The 20,510-nt window shown below is 72.9% G+C and carries 15 protein-coding genes; 11 read left to right on the top strand and 4 right to left on the bottom strand.

What is annotated here, in order from left to right; all coding sequences use genetic code 11:
• The first annotated feature begins 145 nt into the window (after window positions 1-145).
• Genes ABZ321_RS41330 through ABZ321_RS41315 form a run of 4 tightly spaced genes read left to right on the top strand, consistent with a single transcriptional unit; the run spans window position 146 to window position 4,785 of the window.
• Complete coding sequence (locus tag ABZ321_RS41330; RefSeq protein WP_354901144.1) at window positions 146-1,429, top strand: extracellular solute-binding protein; 1,284 nt, start codon at window positions 146-148, stop codon at window positions 1,427-1,429.
• Window positions 1,426-2,583 carry a mandelate racemase/muconate lactonizing enzyme family protein gene (locus tag ABZ321_RS41325; RefSeq protein ID WP_354901143.1) on the top strand — a complete coding sequence of 386 codons (1,158 nt, stop codon included), beginning with the start codon at window positions 1,426-1,428 and terminating at the stop codon, window positions 2,581-2,583. Before ABZ321_RS41330 ends, ABZ321_RS41325 begins: the two co-directional genes overlap by 4 nt.
• 16 nt (window positions 2,584-2,599) lie before the next feature.
• Window positions 2,600-3,313, top strand: a complete 714-nt coding sequence (locus tag ABZ321_RS41320; RefSeq protein WP_344511374.1) for an SDR family oxidoreductase — start codon at window positions 2,600-2,602, stop codon at window positions 3,311-3,313.
• A 23-nt stretch (window positions 3,314-3,336) separates the two neighbouring features.
• Window positions 3,337-4,785 carry a glycoside hydrolase family 30 beta sandwich domain-containing protein gene (locus ABZ321_RS41315; RefSeq protein WP_354901141.1) on the top strand — a complete coding sequence of 483 codons (1,449 nt, stop codon included), beginning with the start codon at window positions 3,337-3,339 and terminating at the stop codon, window positions 4,783-4,785.
• 9 nt (window positions 4,786-4,794) lie between these two features.
• Here the strand turns inward: ABZ321_RS41315 and ABZ321_RS41310 are convergent, their stop codons facing one another.
• From ABZ321_RS41310 to ABZ321_RS41295, 4 genes are read right to left on the bottom strand one after another with little or no spacing between them, the layout of a single operon-like run.
• Window positions 4,795-6,066, bottom strand: coding sequence for a CHAT domain-containing protein (locus ABZ321_RS41310; protein ID WP_354901140.1), 1,272 nt, complete (start codon window positions 6,064-6,066; stop codon window positions 4,795-4,797).
• Window positions 6,063-6,353 (bottom strand): hypothetical protein, encoded by a 291-nt coding sequence (locus ABZ321_RS41305; protein ID WP_344511380.1) that lies wholly within the window; start codon window positions 6,351-6,353, stop codon window positions 6,063-6,065. Before ABZ321_RS41305 ends, ABZ321_RS41310 begins: the two co-directional genes overlap by 4 nt.
• Window positions 6,350-8,608, bottom strand: coding sequence for a hypothetical protein (locus ABZ321_RS41300; protein ID WP_354901138.1), 2,259 nt, complete (start codon window positions 8,606-8,608; stop codon window positions 6,350-6,352). The genes ABZ321_RS41305 and ABZ321_RS41300 overlap by 4 nt, the downstream gene beginning before the upstream one ends.
• The gene (locus ABZ321_RS41295; protein ID WP_344511384.1) at window positions 8,605-10,125 is read right to left on the bottom strand and encodes a hypothetical protein; all 1,521 of its coding nucleotides are present in this window, start codon (window positions 10,123-10,125) and stop codon (window positions 8,605-8,607) included. Before ABZ321_RS41295 ends, ABZ321_RS41300 begins: the two co-directional genes overlap by 4 nt.
• A gap of 118 nt (window positions 10,126-10,243) precedes the next feature.
• Here ABZ321_RS41295 and ABZ321_RS41290 point away from each other — a divergent pair, with 118 nt between their 5' ends.
• The 7 genes from ABZ321_RS41290 (at window position 10,244) to ABZ321_RS41260 (ending at window position 20,470) form a co-directional block, all read left to right on the top strand.
• Window positions 10,244-12,823, top strand: coding sequence for a hypothetical protein (locus ABZ321_RS41290; protein ID WP_354901136.1), 2,580 nt, complete (start codon window positions 10,244-10,246; stop codon window positions 12,821-12,823).
• 25 nt (window positions 12,824-12,848) lie between these two features.
• Entirely contained in the window at window positions 12,849-13,559 is a 711-nt protein-coding gene (locus tag ABZ321_RS41285; RefSeq protein WP_344511388.1) for a VWA domain-containing protein, read from the top strand.
• A complete protein-coding gene (locus ABZ321_RS41280; protein ID WP_354901134.1) occupies window positions 13,556-15,304 on the top strand; it encodes a protein phosphatase 2C domain-containing protein in 1,749 nt (582 codons plus the stop codon). The genes ABZ321_RS41285 and ABZ321_RS41280 overlap by 4 nt, the downstream gene beginning before the upstream one ends.
• A 4-nt stretch (window positions 15,305-15,308) precedes the next feature.
• On the top strand, window positions 15,309-16,304 hold the full coding sequence (locus ABZ321_RS41275; protein WP_354901132.1) for a protein kinase: 996 nt from the start codon (window positions 15,309-15,311) through the stop codon (window positions 16,302-16,304).
• Window positions 16,289-17,023, top strand: a complete 735-nt coding sequence (locus tag ABZ321_RS41270; protein ID WP_344511394.1) for a protein DA1 — start codon at window positions 16,289-16,291, stop codon at window positions 17,021-17,023. Before ABZ321_RS41275 ends, ABZ321_RS41270 begins: the two co-directional genes overlap by 16 nt.
• Before the next feature lie 113 nt (window positions 17,024-17,136).
• Complete coding sequence (locus ABZ321_RS41265; RefSeq protein ID WP_344511396.1) at window positions 17,137-17,316, top strand: hypothetical protein; 180 nt, start codon at window positions 17,137-17,139, stop codon at window positions 17,314-17,316.
• A gap of 139 nt (window positions 17,317-17,455) precedes the next feature.
• Window positions 17,456-20,470: an AAA family ATPase gene (locus ABZ321_RS41260; RefSeq protein WP_354901130.1), complete on the top strand. Its 3,015-nt coding sequence runs from the start codon at window positions 17,456-17,458 to the stop codon at window positions 20,468-20,470.
• Window positions 20,471-20,510 lie beyond the last annotated feature (40 nt).

The raw sequence follows: 20,510 nt of genomic DNA, 5'->3' as shown, positions 1-20,510 counted from the left end.
CGTGTCCCTCCCCGTCGTCATCGGCTTCACCATCCTCCAGCGCTATCTGGTCGCCGGCCTCACCGCCGGCGCCGTGAAGGGCTGAACACCCCGCCGCTGAACGCCCCTTCCGCTGAACACCCCGCCCCAGCCCAGGAGCACACCCATGTCACTCAGCCGCCGCAACATACTCAAGCTCGGCGCGTTCGGCACCGTCCTCGCCGCCTGCGCCCCATCGACCAGCACCCCGAAGCCCGCCGGCACCGAAGGCCTCAAGGACGACGGCGTCAAAGAGTTCCCGCTGACCAGCTGGGCCTACAACGAGGCCGTGACGAAGGAGCCCCTGCAGGCGGCGATCGACAGGTACGCCGCCGCGAACGCCGGGACGAAGATCAGCACGCCGTCGTACCCGTACAACGACTACCTCAACCAGGTCCTGCTGCAGGTGCAGGGCGGCCAGCTGACCGGCGCCGTCCAGCTCGACGTCGCCTGGCTCGCCACCCTCGCCGCCACCGGCAAGCTCCTGGACCTCAAGAGCGTCGCCGCCGGCCAGGACTACGCGGCCGCCCCGCTCGCGCTCGGCCAGTCCAAGGGCGTGCAGTATGGCCTGCCGTGGACCACCGCCGGCATCGGCCTCATCAGCAACACCGAGCTGCTGACGAAGGCCGGCGTCACGAGCGCCCCGAAGACGATCGCCGAGTTCGAGGCGGCGCTCACCGCCGTCAAGGGCCTCGGCGGCGGGGTCGTGCCATGGGCCGGGATGACGAAGGTCGACCAGCTCAAGGACATCATCCCGTGGCTGTGGGAGTTCGGGTCGCCGATCGTCGAGAACGACAGGATCGTCATCGGCGACGACCCGTCGATCGAGGCGCTCACCTGGTACAAGAAGCTCTACGACCAGAAGCTCATCGCCCCCGACGTCAACCGCGTCGACGCCCGCGCGCTGATGTCCCAGGGCAAGACCGCCTTCTACGAGGACGCCATCGGCGGCCGCGCCGCCGTCACGAAATCCTCGCCCGACAAGGACCTCGGCACGAAGATGGTCCCCGTCGCCCGCCCGGTGAAGAACGCCGGCGACAAGCCCCGCCACCTCGCCTGGGGGCAGATCATCGTGGTGGTCAACGGCGCCGGCGCGGCCGCGGCCGCGAACTTCGCGAAGACCATCACCACCGACACCGGCTACTCGATCCCGTGGTTCACCAAGGCCGGCCTGCCGCCGACCACGACCGCGGGGCAGGCCGTCACCGAGGTGAAGAACGACAAGTTCGCCACCGACTTCACCAGCCAGATCGGCGTCAACTCCAGCGCCAGCCCGTTCTGGATCTACCCGCAGTTCTCCCAGATGGAGAAGGTCCTGGCCGAAGAGGTCCAGGCCATCCTCATCGGCAAGAAGACCCCGAAGGACGCGCTCATGGCTGCCCGTGACCGGATGAACGCCCTCATCAAATGAGTCTCACCATCGCCTCCGTCGAGGCCATCGCGCTCGCCGCGCCGTTCGCCGACCTCTACGACACCGTCCCGGACTGGCTCACGACCCCCGCGTCGAGCCACCGGGTCCTGCCGCGGCTCGGCCAGTACACCACCCTCGTGCGGATCCGGACGGTCGACGGCATCGAGGGGATCGGCGAGTGTTACGGCCTGCCCGAGCCGCGGGTGACCGCGACGATCGTCGGCACGCTGCTCGCCCCGATGCTGGTCGGGCGCGACGCGGGCGCGTCGGAGGCGCTGTGGGAGCTGATGTTCGGCGCGCAGTCCGGCGCCGGCCGGACCGGCGGGTTCTACCTGGAGGCGATCAGCGGCGTCGACCTGGCGCTGTGGGACCTGCGCGGCAAGGCCGCCGGGCTGCCGGTCCACCGGCTGCTCGGCGGGCCGGTCCGCGACACGGTCCCGGTCTACGCCAGCCCGATCCCGTTCCTGCCGGACGTGGCCGAGTCGGCCGAGCGCGCCCACGCGTTCCTCGACCAGGGCTTCCGCGCGATGAAGCTCAAACTCGGGCGCGGCGAGGCCACCGACCTCGCCCACGCGTCGGCGGTCGTCGACGCCCTCGCCGGCCGGGCCGCGCTGCACGTCGACCTCAACTGCGCCTACGACGTGAAGACCGCGATCCGGCTCGGCCAGGCGCTCGACGGCCTCGGCGTGCGGTGGCTGGAAGAACCCCTGGCCACGGACGACGTCGCCGGGCTCGCCGAGGTGCGCGCCGCCGTCCGGATCCCGGTCGTGACCGGTGAGAGCGAGTTCAGCCGGTACGGGTACCGCGACTTCCTGCTCGCCCGCGCCGTCGACGTGGTCATGCCCAACCTGGCGCGGGCCGGCGGGATCACCGAGGCGCGGCGGATCGCGGCGCTGTGCGACGCCTTCCACGTCACCGTCTCCCCGCACGGGGTCGGCTCGGCGGTCGGGCTCGCCGCGGCGCTGCAGTTCGCCGCCGCGACCCCCAACGTGCCGATCTACGAGTACAACCGGCTGCCGAACCCGCTGCGCGACGACCTCCCGGTCACCAAGCCGTCCCTTGTGGACGGTGCGCTGGCGGTGCCGGAGGGGCCCGGCCTCGGCGTCACGCTCGACGAGTCGCTCATCGCCAGATACGAGGTGTTCAGAGCATGAGAGGGGTGTTCAGAGCATGAGAACGGTCGTGACGGGGGCGGCGGGCGGCATCGGGTCGGCCGTGGCCGCCCGGTTGCAGGCGGACGGCCACGACGTCGTGGGCATCGACCGGCAGGAGGCGGACCTCACCGACCCCGGCGCGGTCGAGCGGGTCTTCGCCGCGATCGGGACCGTCGGCGTGCTCGTCACGTGTGCGGGGCTCACCGAGGGCGCGCCCGTCCACCGCACCGACCCGGCCGACTGGCACCGGATCATCGACGCCAACCTCACCTCCGCGTTCCTGTGCGCCCGCCAGGTGCTGCCCGGCATGACGGCCGCCGGCGAGGGCGTGATCGTCACCATCGGATCCGTGCTCGGGCACACCGTCGCTCCTGGTCTGCCGGCGTACGCCGCCGCGAAGGCCGGACTGGTGGCGTTCACCCGCCAGCTCGCCGTGGACTACGCCGCGCACGGCATCCGGGCCGTGACCGTCTCACCGGGCTGGATCCGTACACCGGCGACCACCGCACGACTGGGTGGTCCCGAGGACGAGGCCCGCCAGCGCGAGGCGCACCTCGGCCGGCTCGGCACCCCCGAGGACGTCGCCGCCGCGGTGTCCTTTGTGGTCTCTCCCGCCGCGGCCCTGCTGACGGCGACCGAGATCGTGCTCGACGGCGGCGCGTCGGCCGTGCAGGCGGCCAGCCTGCTGCGGACCGCCCCGCGCGCCGCCTTAGGTCTTCCACCACTGTGAGATCCGAGAGGAGTTCCACCGCCATGGCACTCACCCGCCGCTCCACCCTCGGCCTGGCCGCATCGGCCGGCGCCGGGGCCGTCCTCGGCACCGCCGCCCGCACCGCACCCGCGTCCGCGGCCGCCGCCGACTACGTCATCCGCCACGACCAGCCCCGCCAGACGATCTGGGGGCTCGGCGTCGAGCTGCAGTTCGACTCGATCGGCTCCGGCAACAACGGGCTGCCCGAGGCCACCACGTCGGTGCCGCACGACCTGGTCGCCGAGGAGCGCACCCGGCTCTACCGGGACATGCTGAAGGTCCGCCCCGACCGCGGGTTCCGCTACTGCCGGCTCGCCCTCGGCCTGTACCTGCGCGGCCTGACCGCCGACCGGAAGAACATCGTCGGCCGGTGGCCCGAGCAGATGGCCGAGATCCGCGAGCTGATCCAGCAGTCCGGGATCGAGGGTGTGGCGGCCGAGTACTGGTCGCCGGCGCCCGCCTGGAAGTCCACGAACAGCTACATCGGCGGCACGCTCGCCTCGACCACGCCGGCGGCGCTGGACCAGTTCGGCGACGCGCTCGTGCGCGACATCGAGTACCTGGAGGCCAACGGGATCCCGGTGAAGATGTGGGGGCTGCAGAACGAGCCGCACCTGACCAACCTCGCATATTCCGCGTGCGGCTACTCCAACGAGCAGTACTACGCCGCGTTCAAGGTCGCGGCCGGGAGGATCCGGGCGAGCCGGCCCGACATCCACATCCACGCCGACTCCAACGCCGGGCAGAACGGCCGCGGCGGCGCGCTCATCCGCGCCGACGCCACCGCGCTGTCCTATGTGGACGGCTGGAGCTGGCACCGGATCGGCGCCGACAGCAACGAGCAGCTGACCGCCGGCGCGTTCACCGGCAACGCGGCCGGGAAGGTGGTCTACAACAACGAGTTCGAGTACCTGTCCGGCGGCACCAGCGACTGGCGGATGATCAACACCGCGCAGTCCATCATGAACTGGATGACGTTCCAGAACTCGCCGACCTGGTTCTGGCTGCACGCGCTCAAGCCCACGTACAACACGGAGGCCGCCGGCTACTCGCTCGGCTTCTGGCGCCCGTACGACGACAACGACTTCACGAAGTACGCGAACATCGCCAAGGGGCACTGGGACTACAACCGCCAGAACTGGCACGCCGTCGCCGGCTTCGTGCAGTACCTGCCGTGGAACTCCGTGCGCCACCACGTCGACGAGGGCACCGTGCGCCAGGACCAGCGGATCATGGCCTGGAAGACGCCGCAGGGCAAGCTGGTCTTCGCCTTCACCAACCGGGGCACCACATCCGTCTCGTACACCGTGGACACCGGCTCGACGCGAGCCTTCCACGGGCAGCAGTACACGCCGTCGCAGTACAACAGCGGCCTCGGCGACAAGACCGGCCCGGTCCTGGCGCTGACCCTGCCGCCGAAGTCCATCCAGTTCTGGATCGAGAAGGTCTGAGACCGCTGGTCATGCGGGCGGGAACAGCAGCGGCGAGTCGTGCTCGCGGTACAGCGCCGGCCGGGCGAGCAGGTGCGTCCGGCCGCGGGCGAACGCGTCCGGCACCGCCCAGCCGGCGAACAGCCCGAGGTAGAAGCCGACGCTGAACTCGATCGCCGCCTCGTCGCCGATGCGGTAGCGCATGCCGACGACGTGGTCGATCCGCGCCGTCAGCGCCTCGGCGAGCCGCTGCGAGTAGCAGGCGTTGAGCACGACGCAGCGGATCGTCGAGCTGTGCTGGCCGAACAGCCCGGCGAGCCCCTCCGGGGTGACCTTGGTGCTGTTGCCGGTCTCGTCCTCGACGCACAGGTTGCCGTCGCTGTCGCCGTGGCCGGAGAAGTGCACGATCTGCGGCTCGTAGTCGACGAGGGCCTGGCTGATGTCGTCGAAGCGGGCGGCGAGGAAGGGCTCGATGCGGTACTGGTCCCGGTGCCGGCTCAGCTGGAGCCGCTCCTTGACCTTGCGCATCTCCAGGTCCGACCGCAGCCGCGGCAGGTTGCGCGGGCTGGCCGCCAGGTACAGGACGGTCTGCACCGACGGGGACTCCTGCCGCGGCTCGACCGCCCGCACGACGACGGTCGCATGGTCCTCCTGTCGGGCCGTGCGGAGGTCCCCGCCCAGGTCCCGGTAGCCGTACGTGGTGCTGACGGTGACCGGCACGTGGCGCCCGCCCTGGGCCGCGTTCACCGCGAAGGTGCACCTCGCGGTCGCGCCGTCGGCCAGGACGGCGATCCGGGACCGCTTGCCGTCGCCGGAGAAGGGGCCGACGACGTCGACGATGACGTCGTCGAGCGGGACGCCGGTGGTGTTGGTGACCCTGACCGACAGCTCGTCCCACGCGCCGAGGTCGAGCTCGCGGTCCTCGCACTCGACGCGGAGGCGGCCGGAGGGCTGCTTGCGGCGCTCCGGCGCCGGCGCGGCCGTCGCGGTCAGGCCGGCGCGGAAGTCGTTGACCCGCACCGGGCTGTCGTTCTCGTCGCGGTAGGAGAAGTTGGTGCTGGTCAGCTCGAACGCGCCGGCCCGCCGGGCGGCGACGGTGACCGTGTGCGTGTGGGTCTGGCCGGCCCGGATCGCCGGGATCTCGACCTGGCCGGAGCCGCTCATCAGCACGACCCCGGTCGGCAGCCGCAGCTTGAACACGACGTTGAAGCACGAGCCACGGCCGGTGTTCGCGAAGCGGATCGACAGCGGCGTCGCACGCCCGGCGACGACGTCGCCGGGCGTGACGGAGACCTCGATCATGGCCGGACGACCGGTCGGGGGTCGGCCCAGCCGTGCCGCTTCACCGTGCCCTTGTGGAACCTGTCCACGCAGTCGCGGCAGTGCATGGCGGGCCGCGGCACCGTCAGCCCCGTCGCCGGTGGCGGCACGTCCGGCAGCACCGACAGCACGTGGGTGAACTCGGCGAACGCGTCGTCGGCCGCGACGACCCAGCCGTGCTCCTCGCACACCGGCATGCCGCAGTGGTGGCACACGAAGATCTGGTGAACGTCGCGCCCCTCGCCGTTGACCCCGCACTTGATGTTCATCGTGACGCCTCCAGCCTGCTGAGCTCCGATTCGATCCGGGCGACGATCCGGCCGTGCGTGTCCTCGTTGATCCGGCCGTTGATCACCGCGTCGTCCGCGGCCTCCCGCTGCCGGACGAGCTCGGCGCGCCGGTCTCCCGGCGCCGGCCCGCCGTTCGGCGCGACCGGCACAGGCGCGACCGGCACCGGCGCCGCCGGCACGGGCACGGTGGGCATGGACGCGGTGGGCATGGACCCGGTCTGCATGGGCACGGCCGTCGCGGACACGGCGGGCATCGGGTCGGCCCGCACGACGTGCTCCGGGACGGTGTCGACCAGCTCGCCGTGGTGGATCTTCTCCGCCGCCCCGGGCAGTGCGTGCCGCCGGACGGTCCGCTCGGCCCGGGCGGCCAGCAGGTCCGTGACCCTGGTGTGCAGGCTGACCCAGGTGTCCTCGATCCGCCGGAGCAGCTCGTCGCCCTGCAGGTCCGTCTCGACCGTCGCGTCCGCGAGGTCCATGACGGCGCCGGTCGTGTCGGAGGACTCCCGGCTGTCGACCAGGGTCCCCTTGGCGTACGCGCCCTTGACCGTCACCTGCACGACCGTGTTGCCGGTGAACCCGTCCTGCACGGCCATCTCGTCGCCGCGCAGGTTGATGTCGAAGTCCATCGGGAAGAGCCCGACGTACATCCGCCCGGCGATGTCCCAGACGCGGTTCACCACACCCATCCGGACGTCGTCGCGGAACGGCGGGTGCTCCACGACGCTCTTCACGTAGTAGCCGTCGGAGCTGATCGCGTTGGTCAGCTCCGCGACGGTCCGCGAGTCGGGCAGCACCCCGTGGAACTCGTCCGCCCGGTGCCGGCCCTGCGCGAGGTCGCTCTCGTGGTTCTCGTCCGGCACGACCCGGTCGTCCTGGTAGCGGATCGAGCGGAGGCTGGCGTCGAAGGTCACCGCCACCTTCGTCTGCGTCTTCGGCAGCGGCGAGTGGCCGGGCCCGCCGCCGGGCAGGTAGACGCCGACGCCGGTCACCCCGGACAGCAGCCCCTCGAAGGTGGCCTCCACCTTCCCGGAGAGCGTGAGCCGGCTGCGGCTGCCGTCGTCGTCCGGGTCCGTCGACTCCGGCACCTCCGTGATGGGCCGCTCGAACCGCAGCTGCAGGGTGAGACTGCGCGCCCCGGGCTGCGGCGGCGGCAGCTGCTTCCAGCGGATCGTCCGCCGCCCGCCGGACCGCCCGATCGCCACCTGGCCGGGTGCGGAGCTCTCCACGGTGCCCCAGCTGGCCGGCACCTCCAGCTCGATGAGGTCGAACACGGCGAGGCTGAGCCGCTGCTCCCGCTCAGGGCCGAGCCGGTTCCAGTGCAGGTCGATCTCCAGCGCCCGCCGGTCCGACGCCGGCACCAGCGACGGCACGATCCACAGTGGAATCTCGCGCGGGCTGCGGCGGTCCTGCACCTCGTAGTCGATCGCGAGGGTGCTCTCGCGCTGCGGCAGCTGCGGGTCGGCGGGGAACAGCTCGTGCTCGTCGGCGGACTCGCCGCCGATCGAGACGCCGGTGCCGCCGCTGAGCACCGGCGCCTGCCCGGCCCGGAACGCCAGGCCGACGTCGCCCTGCAGCATCAGGTACCCGCCGGAGAACGGCACCGGCTCGGCGGCCGGCACCCCGAACTTCCTGCGGTAGGCGCGGAGCGCGGCGTGGCCCTCGTTGGCCGACATCTCGGCCGTCAGCTGCCCGGTGAGGGACTCGACGGTGCTCGTGTACTCGCCGTCCTCGAGCCGGACGTACCCGGAGAGCCGCTCGAGCAGCTCGACGGTGTTCACCTGCGGGACGAGCGGCAGTGGCGGGCGTACGATCCGCGTGGCCATGGCCCGGCCGAGCAGCCAGGCGCCGCCGCCGACCAGCCCGCCGGTCAGGATCAGGAACAGGCCGAACTTCGCGGCGACGCACAGCAGGAGCAGCCCGAGCACGGCGGCGCCGGCGCCGGCGTACACCCAGGGCATCAGGCTGCCGCGGACCATGTGCACGTGGTCCTTGCAGTGGTAGACGGCCTCCCGCAGGCCGCCCAGGTGCAGGCCGGCGAGCTCCTTGCTGGCCGGGCGCGCCTCCTCGGCCGACCCGCCGGGCATCCGGACCAGCGTGCCGCCCTGCCGGTAGGCGAGCGGGCTGTGGTGGTCGCACATCGGCCGCTGGCAGTGGTGGCACACCGCGAAGACGCGGTCGGACCCGCACTCGTGACAGCGCACCCGTGGCGCGCGGTCCACCAGTTCTTCAGTCATGATCCCGCCGACTTCCTGGACAGTTGGTGAGAGTGGTAGCGCTCGCGCAGCTTGCTCTGGAATGCGTTGATCTCGCGGGTGAGTTCCCGGTGGTCCCGTGGCAGCGTCGCCATGACGGACACCTTGAGCCGGCCGCTGTCCCTGATCCCGCTGACCTCGTAGTCCGAGCGCAGGAGCTGCTTGTGACCCTGGGTGGTGCGTTCGCCCTCGACGGCGACCAGGAGGTCCAGGCTGTCCGGCCCCTGGCTGCGGTGCGCCACCACCAGCCACGTCGGGGCGAGCGGGTCCTGCGGATCCTTCGGCCGCGGCTCGTCGACCGTGAACCTCGAGTTGCGCAGCACCGTGACGACGTCGGTGATCCGCTTCTCGTCGGGGAGGATGTCGTCGACGACGAACTGGTGGTAAGGCGAGAACGCCCGCCCGGCGAAGATGTCGGCCGGGTAGACCATGGTGCGGACGTTCAGCTTCGTGGCCAGCTTCGGCTGCGTGCGCTGCGGGTGCCCGGTCGCGTCGTAGAGGCGGGCCTCCATCCCGGACAGCAGGTAGTCCGGCACCCGCACCCGGGCGGTCACCTCGAGCTGGTCCTGGTCGAACAGCTCGCCGGGGTGCCCGATCTTCAGCAGGCAGTTCGCGCTGAGGAAGACCCGGGTGCCGGCGCCGTTGCCCGGCCCGCCCTCCTTCACCTCACGCATCGGGACGGCCTTCCACTCCAGCCGGCCCTTCACCGGGTTGTACCGCACGGGCGCCCGGCGGATCCGCTGGTCGGGCTTTCCGCCGAAGTTCTCGATGTACAGCTCGGTGCTGCGCATCGAGGTGAGCGTCGGCCACTCCACCGACATGTCGGTGACCGAGGGTCGCAGCGCGGGGTAGCCGGCCTTGACCGGGATCGCGATCTTGACCCGGAACGTCAGCAGCAGCGCGCTGGAGAAGCTGGCCTCCTGCTGGAGCCGCTCGATGACCAGTGACGGGTTCTCCCGCCCGCGGGTCATCAGCGTCTGCATGGTGTCGAACGTGCCGGTCAGGGTGTCCAGGTCGTCCAGCTCGACCGTCAGCGCCACCGGGTACACCGGCGGGTTCTCCGGCTGGTAGTCGAGCGTGACGACGCTCGCCTGCCGGCCGCCGCTCAGGTCGAGCGTCCCGTCGCGGTCCGCCACCGGGATGCTCAGCGGGACGAGGCCGGCCTGGCCGTGCGGCCGCATGACGTTGCGCAGGCCCGACGTGTTCGTGTGGTCGGCGAGCAGCAGGTGCCCGATGGTGGCCCGGCGCTCGCCCGGGGCGCCGCGCGTGCCGAGCGCCCGCTCCACGTCGGCGACGGCCTGCCGGGTGAAGAACTCGTACCCGTCGTACGGGACGGTGGCCTCGATCCGGCCGGCGCCGTCGCCGACCTGTTCGATCGTGGGGTTGCGTGAGATCTCCTGGTCGACGGCGTAGGTCTCGGTCAGCTCGACCTTCTGCGGCGTCGCTCGGACGTACACCGTGTCGTCGCCACGCGCGCGCCGCTGTCCAAGCATGGACACGTCACTCAGCCTCCATCGGGATGTCGGGCGTTCACTCGCACGCGGCTTCTGACGGACAGCGGCCACCGGCGCGCTGTCCGTCAAGTGAGCCTTGAGCGACGAGTGAAGGAGCTGGGGCGTGGCCGAGACCGACATCCACCTTCGGATCAATGAGGCGCTGAACGGGCGGCGCGGCCAGCGGGCGTTCGTCGACCGGCTCAGCGCCGGCTGGGCGGCGATGACCGGCGGGCTCGACCGCCTCGTCGGGCTGCTGGAGGCGGCCGACCAGGCGGTCCGGCGGGAGCAGGACGTCGCGGAGCGGGCGCGGATCATCGCCGAGGTCGGCGGGCTGCTCCAGCAGGGGCGCGCGCTCGCCGGCACGGGCGGGCGGATCGTGGACGCGGGCCGGCAGATCGACGCGGCGGCCGCCCGGGTGCGGCGGGAGACCGTCAACATCGGCGTGATCGGCGCGACGAAGGTCGGCAAGAGCACGCTGCTGCGCACGATCACGAACCTGCCGGACACGGTGGTGCCGTCGACGCGGTTCAACCCGACGACGGCGGCGGCCAGCAGCATCTACCACACCGAGGGCACGCCGTCGGCGACGCTGATGCTGCACACCTGGGCGTCGTTCCGGGACGGGTACCTCGCCCCGCTGCACGACCAGGCCGGTCTCGGGCCGGTGCCGCAGGACGTCGCCGGCTTCCGCGACTACCGCTACCCGGCCGCCGGCAGCGCCGAGGCCGCCGGCGCGAAGGCCGACGACTACCTGCGCAAGCTGCACGCCGCGCACCGGTCGCTGGCCAGCTACGAGGCGCTGCTGCTCGGGCCGGACCGCACGGTCAGGGTGCCGTTCGAGCGGCTCCGGCCGTACATCGCCTATCCGCGCAAGGAGACCGGCGACCCGGTGGAGGTCCAGCCCTATCACGCGGTCCGCAGCGTGCGGATCGAGCAGTCCTTCCTCGACGGAACGGCGACGCGGCTGGGCCTGATCGACCTGCCTGGCTCGGGCGAGGCCGGGCTGGACATCGACCGGCAGTTCCTGCAACAGGTGAAGAACGAGATCGACCTGCTGGTGATGGTCAAGCGCGGCGACCGCAAGGGCGCCAGCTACCTGGCCGAGGACTCCTACACCCGCAACCTCGCCGACTCCGCGCGCGGCGGCGTGCCGCTCGAGGACTACTACGTGGTCGTCGTCAACCGCGACCGGGCCAACGACCCGGAGGGCGAGTACTTCGACAACACCGTCAAGAGCGTCCGGGACGCCTCGCTGGAGCGCGACATCCGGGTGCTGACCGCGGACGTCGCCGTCCGCGACGAGGTCGTCGAGGAGCTGCTCCAGCCGCTGCTGCGGCACCTGGCGGGGAAGCTGGCGGAGATGGACCGCGCGGTGGTCCGGGCGGCGGTGTCGGTCGCGTCCGGGGCCGCCGCCGCGGTCGCCGCGTTCGCCGCCGAGGTGCGGCGCAGCGGCCAGGACCTGGCGCAGCTGCTGCCGAACCGGGAGGACGAGTTCCGGACCCTGGCCGAGGAGCTGCGCAACGACCTCGCCGACGACCTGTCGCGGCTCGTCGACCGGTACGACGCGGCGCTGGCCGCTGGCGACGCCGGCCGGACCCTGACGGAGGCGATCGCCGAGGCGGTCGGCGAGGCGCGGGCCTGGACGCGCGGCGGGCTCGGGCACGGCGACCGGGCCACCTGGACCACCAAGATCCACGGTCAGTTCGTCCACGGGCCGCTGGAGACCAAGCAGGACGAGTACTACCGGGCGAGGACCAGGATCGGGGAGATCTTCAGCGGGATCGACCTGTCGCTGGCCGAGTCGGTCCAGCAGCTGTGGGACGACGTGGCGGAGGTGCTGCGCGGCCGGTTGACGCCGGAGCTGGTGCCGGCCGGGCCGAACGCCCTGCACGACCTGCGGGCCACCGCCGGCGACCGGCAGGCGAGGATCCTCGCCGGCGCCCTGCACCGGATGTGCGAGCTGAAGAAGGACTACGGCAGCGTCGTGCTGCGGGTCACCCAGCCGATCGTCCGCGAGGTGCACTGGGACACCGTCGTGCCGCCGTCCGCGCCGCCGTCCGCGCCGGCGCCGTCCTCGCAGTGGCCCCCGCCGCCGCGGTCCGTGCCACGCCCCGCGGCCGCGCCGCCCCAGGCCGCGCCGCCCCAGGCCGCGCCACCCCAGGCCGTGCGACCCCAGGCCGTGCCACCCCAGGCCGCTCCGGCCCAGGCGGCTCCGGCGCGGCAGGCCGCGCCGACCGGCGGCGGCAGCAGCCAGTGGGTGGTGATGCCGGACGGGTCGCGCAAGCGCGTGTCCCGCGTCGTCGGGCAGTTCGGGCACCCGGACCCTGCCGTGCCGCAGCGGGCCGCGTTCCAGCAGACGGCCGCGGTCGGCGTCGACGGCCTGTACGACGAGCTGACCGCCGTCGTCGAGCACTGCGTCGTCGAGCTGGAGACCGCGCTGCTGGACGAGGTGCGGCTGATGACCCGGATCCTCGCCGCCGCCGCCGACCGGTTCTTCGACACCGTCATCCGCACCAACCGCAGCGAACGCGACTACGAGAACCTCTGCCGGCAGGACATGTCGTCCATCTGGCCGCAGCGCTTCGACGGCGGCAACGCCAGGGTGGCCGCCGAGCTGGAGCGGCTGCAGGACCAGGCGCGGGCCGTGACCGATCTGGCGACCGCGGTGAGCGGCCTGTCCGCCGACCGCGGCGCCCCCTGATCCCAACCCGACCGAGAGGAACACCATGGACCACTCCGGAGCCAAGCTCCTGCCGTTCTACCTCGTCGTCGACGTGTCGCTGTCGATGCAGGGCAGCAAGCTCGACGAGGCCAACAAGATCATGCCGGCGATCGTCGACGCGCTGTCGGAGAACCCGATCCTGTCGGACAAGGTGCGCTTCGGGCTCATCGACTTCTCCGACGACGCGCAGGTCCGGCTGCCGCTGTGCGACCTGCTCGACCCCGACCTCACGCTGCCGGCGCTGTCGGTGCGCGGCGGCACCAGCTACGCCGCCGCGTTCCAGACCCTCCAGCGGGAGATCGACGCCAACGTCGCGCAGCTGAAGGCCGACCAGTACGTCGTGCACCGGCCGGCGGTCTGGTTCATCAGCGACGGCGAGCCCACCGACCAGAAGCAGGTGTGGGAGCGGGCGTTCGCCGACCTCACGTCCGCGCGGATCTACCCGAACTTCATCCCGTGCGGCGTCGACCAGGCCGACATCAAGGTGATGAGCTCGCTCATCCACCCGTCGGCCGGCGCGAAGAAGATGGCGCTGTACATGATGGAGACCGGCCACGACCCGGCGAAGGCGATCACCGGCATGGCCGAGATCCTGATCTCCAGCATGATCCAGTCCGGGTTGAGCCTCGCCGGCGGCGGCACCGGCACGATCCTGCCGCCGAAGTCGAGCCTGCCGGCCGGCATCAAGCAGTACGACCCGGACGACTTCGTATGAGCCCCGAGCTGCTGCCGCTGTACCTGCTCGTGGACCTGGCCAGCGAGCCGGCGAACCCGTCGAAGCAGGCCTCGGTCGACGCGTTCGTCCAAGGGTTCATCGGCGTGCTGAAGGAGCCGGACCTCGGGTCGCGGGTCCGGCTCACCGCCGTCGGCTTCGGCCGCACCGTGCGGCGCGTCCTGCTGCGGGCCGAGCCGGCGCACGCGAGCGGCTCGCTCCCGCTCCCCGTCGAGGGGGAGCGGGCCTACGGCGCCGCCTTCCAGAAGGTCGCCGGGTGGATGAAGGAGGACCTGGCCACCTTCCAGGCCGACGGTCTCGCCTCGCAGCCGCCGCTGCTGCTGGTGCTCGCCGACGGGCCGCAGGCCGGGGACGACGAGTGGGAGACGGCGCTGCAAGGGCTGACCGCGGCGCACCCGCTCGCCGTCGTCCGGCTGGTGTACCACCAGGGCCACGACTGGGGCGGCGCACCGGTGGATCCGGTCGCCGCGGCCCGGCGCATCGTCCAGGGGCACGCCGCGCTGGGCCGCTCGGCCCCGCGCCGCCCGTCACCGACGAAGCAGGAAACCGCGGCACAGGCACCCCAGGTGTTGGCGCACGGGCCCGCCCGGGCGCAGGCCCCGGTGAAGGCGCACACCCCGGTCCTGACCAAGGCCCTGGCCCCGATCCAACCGCAGTCCCAACCGCAGTCCCAGCCCCAGTCCCAGCCCCAGCCCCAGTCCCAGCCCCAGTCCCAGCCCCAGTCCCAGCCGCAGCCCCAGTCCCAGTCCCGGTCCGAACCGCGGGCCGAGGTACAACCCCAGGCTCAGCCGCCGGGCCGGGGGCCGGAACCTGCCTGGGCCGGTGGGTTCACGCCGTACACCGTCGGGGAGCCGGGTGCCGCCGCGCTGAGGGTGAAGCCGCGGCCCGACCCGGCCGAGTGGGACCGGCGCGACACCGTCCTGGACGGCGTGTACCTCCACGACGTCACCGACCGCCGGGTCCTGCAGCTGCGCGCGGCCAGCGTGCGCGGCCTCAGCCACCGGTACAACGGCACCGTCCGCCAGGACGACTACGCGTTCCGCTGCACCGACGACCGCCGCCACCTCGTGGCCGTCGTCTCCGACGGGGTGTCCAACAGCAAGCTGTCGCACAAGGCGGCGTCCGTCGTCACGCGGCTCGGCGCCGAGCTCGTCTCGCTCGCGCTGACCCGCAAGCCCCCGGCCGAGATCGACTGGCCGGAGATCGTGACGCAGCTCAGCGACGAGATCGTCCGGCTCGGCAACAAGCTGGTCGAGCCGGCGCCGGACGGCGGGGAGCTGGACGCCGGCGAGATCGCCCGGCACCTGGCCGCCACCGCCCTGTTCGGGGTGATCGACCTGCGCCCGGTGGAGCCGGAGGTCGACGCGTACTTCTACGCCGTCGGGGACTCCTCGGCGTGGGTGCTGCGCGACGGCAGGCACTGGCAGCCGATGTTCGAGACCAAGAACAGCGGGGAAGGCGCGGCCACCTCCGTGACGAAGGCGCTGCCGCTCAGCCGGCCACCCGCCGGCGGGTGCGTCACGACCACCGTGCGGAAGGGCGACGTCGTGGTGCTCATGAGCGACGGGCTCGGCGACCCGCTGGAGGACGGCACCCGCACCGTCGGCAGGTTCCTGGCCGAGGCGTGGCGGGAGCCGCCGGCGCCGCTGCAGTTCGCCGCGCAGGTCGACTTCGCCCGCAAGACCCACGACGACGATCGCACCGCCGTCGCGATCTGGGCCGTGTGACGCGGTGGCCGACGAAGTCGTCACCGCGGGCCAGCTCGGCGCGCTCGGCCGGCTGCTCGGCACGGGTGGGCAGGCCAGGGTGTACGAGGCACCGCACCTGCGGCTCCCCGACGCGCCCGGCCCGCTGGTCTACAAGGAGTACAAGCCGGAGTCCAAGGCCCGGCAGGGGCCGCGGCAGCTGGTCAAGTTCCGCAACGGGCTGGAGCCGGCCGGCCGCGCCAAGCTGGACAGCTTCACCGCCTGGCCGCTGCGGGTCGTCGAGGACGGCAGTCAGGTCAGCGGGGTGATCATGCCGCTGATCGACCCGTCGTTCATGCAGCTGCGCACCCTGCCCGGCACGGGCACCAAGAAGACGTCGACGCGGGAGGTGCAGAACCTGCTGGTGCCGCCGCAGCGGGCGGCGCTGGTCGGGATGCCGGTCGTCACGGCGCAGCAGCGCCTGACGATCTGCCGCGACCTGGCCGCCGCGCTGCACTGGCTGCATGCCATGGACCTGGTCTTCGGCGACCTCAACGCCCGCAACGAGCTGTTCCGGCTCAGTGGGCACCCGTCGGTGATGCTCGTCGACTGCGACGGCGTCCGGAAGAAGGGCACCATGGCGGAGGTCGCGCAGCTCGACGCGCCCGACTGGGACGCGCCGGAGGGGTGGCTGACCACCCAGTCCGACTGCTACAAGTTCGGCCTGTTCGTCCTGCGCGTCTTCAGCAGCGGCGACCAGCAGTCCACGACCCGCGACCCGGCGCGCGCCGACGCGGCGCTCGACGACGACGGCCGGCAGCTGCTGCGGGCCACCCTCAGCGAGGTGCCCGGCAGCCGGCCGCCCATCGAGGACTGGGGCTACTACTTCCGCTACCGGCTCACCGGCAAGCCGCCGCCGGCGGCCGACCCGGCCAGGACGGTGCCCCAGCCCCGCCCGGCGGCCGTCGTACCGGCGGCGAAGACCACCGCGACGACAGGATGGATCCGGGACAGGGTGACCGGCAGATGGACGCCGCTGTAGTGGCGCCGGCGTGCACCGTCTGCGGGAGCCGGCCGGTGCTGGCATACCGGCAGTCGCTGCACGGCGAGGTCACCTGCGCCGCCCACCCGGTCCTGGCCGAGTGCATGTTCTGCGCCCGGACCCACGCCGACCCGGCGCCGCCGGGCTGGCGGCCCTTCGCCGCCGGGATGATGCGCTGCCCGACGTGCCTCGCCGACGCGGTGGAGACCCAGCAGGACGCCCGGCTGCACCTGCCATCGGTACGCCGGCAGATGACCGACATCGGGCTGGAGCTGCCGGACCGCGTGCGCGTGCGCATCGTCAGCCCGGAGGAGGCCGCGGCGACCGCCGGGCTGGTGACGACGGGGGTCCTGCTCGGGCTCACGGAACAGACGACCGGCGGAGCGGAGGGGACACGGGTGACCGGGATCAGCATCGTCGCGGGCCTGCCGCCGACCTACTTCGGCCGGGCGGTCGCCCACGAGATCGGCCACGCCTGGCTCGCGCTGCGCGGCCGGGCACCGGTCGACGACGTGATCGAGGAGGGCCTGTGCGAGCTCTTCGCCTACGCGTGGCTGCGGCGGCACGGCACCCCGATGGCGCTGGAGCTGCGCCGCCGGCTCAGCACCAACCCCGACCCGGTCTACGGCGGCGGGTTCCGCACGGTGCACCAGGCGGTGCGGCGGCACGGCGTCGCCACCGTCCTCGACCGGTTGCTGACGACAGGAGGCTTGCGGTGAACGGCCATGACCACGCGTGTGTCCCATCCCCGACCCAGCGGATCCGGGCACACGGACAGCGAGCTTCGGCCGGTCGCCCGGCCCTGGCGCACAAGCAGCGACCGGAGATCGACATGTGTGACTACGAGACCGACGGTGGCCTGCCCTGCACCGCGCAGTGCCGGCTGACCGGGCTGCTCGCCGGCGAGCTCGCCGCCGCCTGGGGCGCCGCCGTCGCGGCCGGGGCCGACCCGGCCGAGCTCTGCACGATCGTCGCCGAGCGGCTCAGCGCCGTCAACGACGACAGGGGTTGATCGCCACCCTCCGTTCTCCTGGCTTCTGCCGTCCGTGTCGCTACCGGGCGCCACCGCTTCGGTCCGACGTGCGGCGTCGGAGGGGGAACTCGGCACAGGCCCGGCTGACATCGGCCGGTGGCGGAGGCACGATGGCGCAATGGCAGGCGATCGGACGGCCCGCGCGTTCGTCGGGCGTCGCACGGAGCTCGACCGGCTCCGGCATCTCCTGCGTGGCGCCGGCGGTTCCGCCGGCACCGGCACCGTCCTGATCGCCGGCGAGGCGGGCATCGGCAAGAGCCGGCTCATCAGCGAGTTCACCGCGGCGGCCGTCGCCGCCGCGGGGCCGGCGGGCAGGCTGCACGTGCTGTCGGGGGCGTGCATCAACCTCGGCGTCGGCGTGCCCTACGCGCCGCTGGTCGACGCGATCCGGCGGCTCGTGCGGGCGCACGGCGACGACTACGTGACGAAGTACGGCGGGCCGGCGTACACCGAGCTGACCAAGCTGATCGCCGGCCTGCCGGGCGGCGGACCGGCGACCGGTGCCGCCGCCGAGCCCGTGTCGCAGATGCGGGTCTTCGGCGCGGTGCTGCGCATGCTCGACCATCTCGGCGCGAACGGCCCGACCATCCTCGTCTTCGAGGACCTGCACTGGGCGGACCCGTCGACCCTCGACCTGGTGTCGTACCTGGTGCAGTACCGCACGGACGAGCGGGTGCTGTTCGTCTTCAGCTACCGGCCCGGCCGGGAGATCGAGGGCAGCCGGCTGATGGCGCTGCTGGCGGAGACCACGTTCAGCGCTCGGGTCGAGCACATCAGGCTGCCCGCCTTCACCGAGACCGAGCTCGGCGAGCTGCTCGGCGCGTCCGTCGCCGAGGAGCTCGAGCCGGCCGTCGTGCGGCAGTACCACCGGCTCACCGGCGGCAACGCGTTCTTCGCCGAGGAGCTCATCGTCGACGGCCGGCTCACCGACCCGTCCGCGGGCCAGCTGCCGCACTCGCTGGAGCACCTGCTGCACTCGCGGCTGCACCCGCTCGGCGAGGACGCCAGGAACGTCGTCGACGCCGACGCCGTGGCCGGCCAGCCCGTCGGCTACGACCTGCTGGCGACGGTCTGCGAACTGCGCCCCCGCGTGCTCGACAACGCGCTGCGGGTCTGCGACGACCGGCAGATCCTGCAGCTGGACCCGCAGCGGCTGACGTACGACTTCCGCCACGCGCTGCTGCGTCAGGTGGTCCTCGACGACCTCGGCCCCGGGCACCTGCGCGAGCTGCACACCCTGCTCGCCGAGGCGCTCACCGCCGACCCGTCGCTCGCCACCGAGGGCAACCCGGCCGCGACACTGGCCCACCACTGGTTCGAGGCCCGCCGCTGGCCGCAGGCGCTGCGGGCGGCGCTCGCCGCGGCCGCGGAGGCCGAGCGCAGCCAGGCGTTCCGGGTCGCGCAGAGCCACTACGAGCGGGTGCTGGACCGGCTCTGGCAGCTGGTCCCGGACGCGGCCGCGGTCGCCGGCACGACCGAGGACCGGCTGCTCGCCTCCGCCGCCGAGGCCGCCCGCTGGGCCGGCGACCTCGACAAGGCCCTCCAGCTGCTGCGCCGCGCGATCGACGGGGTCGACGCGGGCGAGCGGCCGGTCCGCGCCGGCGAGCTGCACGAGCGGCTCGGCCGGTACCTGTGGGAGCAGGGCGACAACGAGGCGTCGGTGGTCGCCTACCGCCGGGCCGACACCCTCCTGCCGCTGGAGCCGCCCAGCGCGGCGAAGGCCCGCGTGCTCGCCGCGCTCGCGACCGTCCAGCTGCAGTCCGGGCACTACCGGGACGGGCTGGCGGCGGCCCGCACCGCCGTCGGGCACGCCCGCAAGGCGGGGGCCCGGGCCGAGGAGGGGCGCGCCCTCAACGCCGTCGGGGTGGCGCTGACCCTGCTCGACGAGCCCGACCAGGGCATCCCCGACCTGCTCTCCGCCGTCGCGATCGCCAAGGAGGTCAGCCAGCTCGAGGACCTGCACCGGGCCTACGGGAACCTGACCGTCGCCCTGGAGCACGCCGGCCGGCTGGCCGAGTCGGCGGCGGTCGCGCTGGACGAGCTCGACCGCTGCGAGGCGGCCGGGCTGCAGACCAAGAGCACCCGGGTGCTGGCCAACAACGTCAGCACCACGCTGGTCATGGTCGGCCGGTGGGACGAGGCCGAGTCGCTGCTGACCGGCGCGATCCGCGACCGGCCGGTGCGGGAGACCCGGTACCCGCGGCTCACCCTCGCCGAGATCCACGTCGCCCGCGGCCGGTTCGGCCGCGCCGCCGAGCTGCTCCGGGACCTGCGCGCCGACGCCGGCACGGACCCCCGGTTCCTCAGTCCGCTCGCCTGCTGCCTCATCGAGCTGGCGCTCTGGCAGCGGGAGCACGACGCCGCGGCCGAGGCCGTCGACCGCTGGATCGACCTGCTCAAGGGCACGGAGCACGTGCTGTCGCTGCTGCGGTTCCTGGCGAGCGCGCTGCGGGCGGCCGCCGACGTGCCGCGCAGCGAGGGGCGGCAACGGCACCAGGAGGCGCTCGCCGGGCGGCTGGCGGCGCTGGAGCCGCTGCTCGACCGGGCCCGGCCGGCCGAGCCGGGGTCGGAGGTCGACGTCCTGTCGGCGCAGTGCCGGGCGGAGCTGGACCGTGCGCGATCCGCCGCCACCGCCGGGCAGTGGGAGCGGGTCGCCGCCGGCTGGGCCCGGCTGGAGCGGCCCTACCACCGCGCCTACGCCCTGTGGCGCGCGGCCGAGGCGGCGGTGCGCACCGGCCCGAAGGAGACGGTGACCCGCTGGGCCGGCGACGCGAACGGGCTGGCCCGCGAGCTGTCGGCGAAACCGCTGATGCGGGCGGTCGAGGAGCTGGCCGGGGCGGCCGGCGTCGAGCTGGACCCGGTACGAATGGCCGAGACGTCCGACGCCCCGCCGCAGCCGGCCATTCCGCAGCAGCGGCGACCGGCGGTCCCCTGGGGGCTGACCGGCCGGGAGATGGAGGTGCTCGAGCTGCTGACCGCCGGCGAAACCAACCGGAAGATCGCCAGGAGACTGGGTATCGCCGAGCGGACCGTGGCGGTCCATGTCGGCAGCATCCTTCGGAAAGCGGATGTCGAGAACCGGCAGATGGCCGCGATGGCGGCACAACGGCTCCAGTTGTTCGCCGATTCGTAGGAGTAGGTGTCGCCCGATACCGGAAGCGCTTGCCCACAAG

It is taken from the genome of Dactylosporangium sp. NPDC006015, assembly GCF_040614215.1.
GTDB classification, from domain to species: Bacteria; Actinomycetota; Actinomycetes; order Mycobacteriales; family Micromonosporaceae; genus Dactylosporangium; species Dactylosporangium maewongense.
Note: the sequence above shows the minus strand (reverse complement) of the source record. Positions and strands in the feature narration are given on the sequence as shown.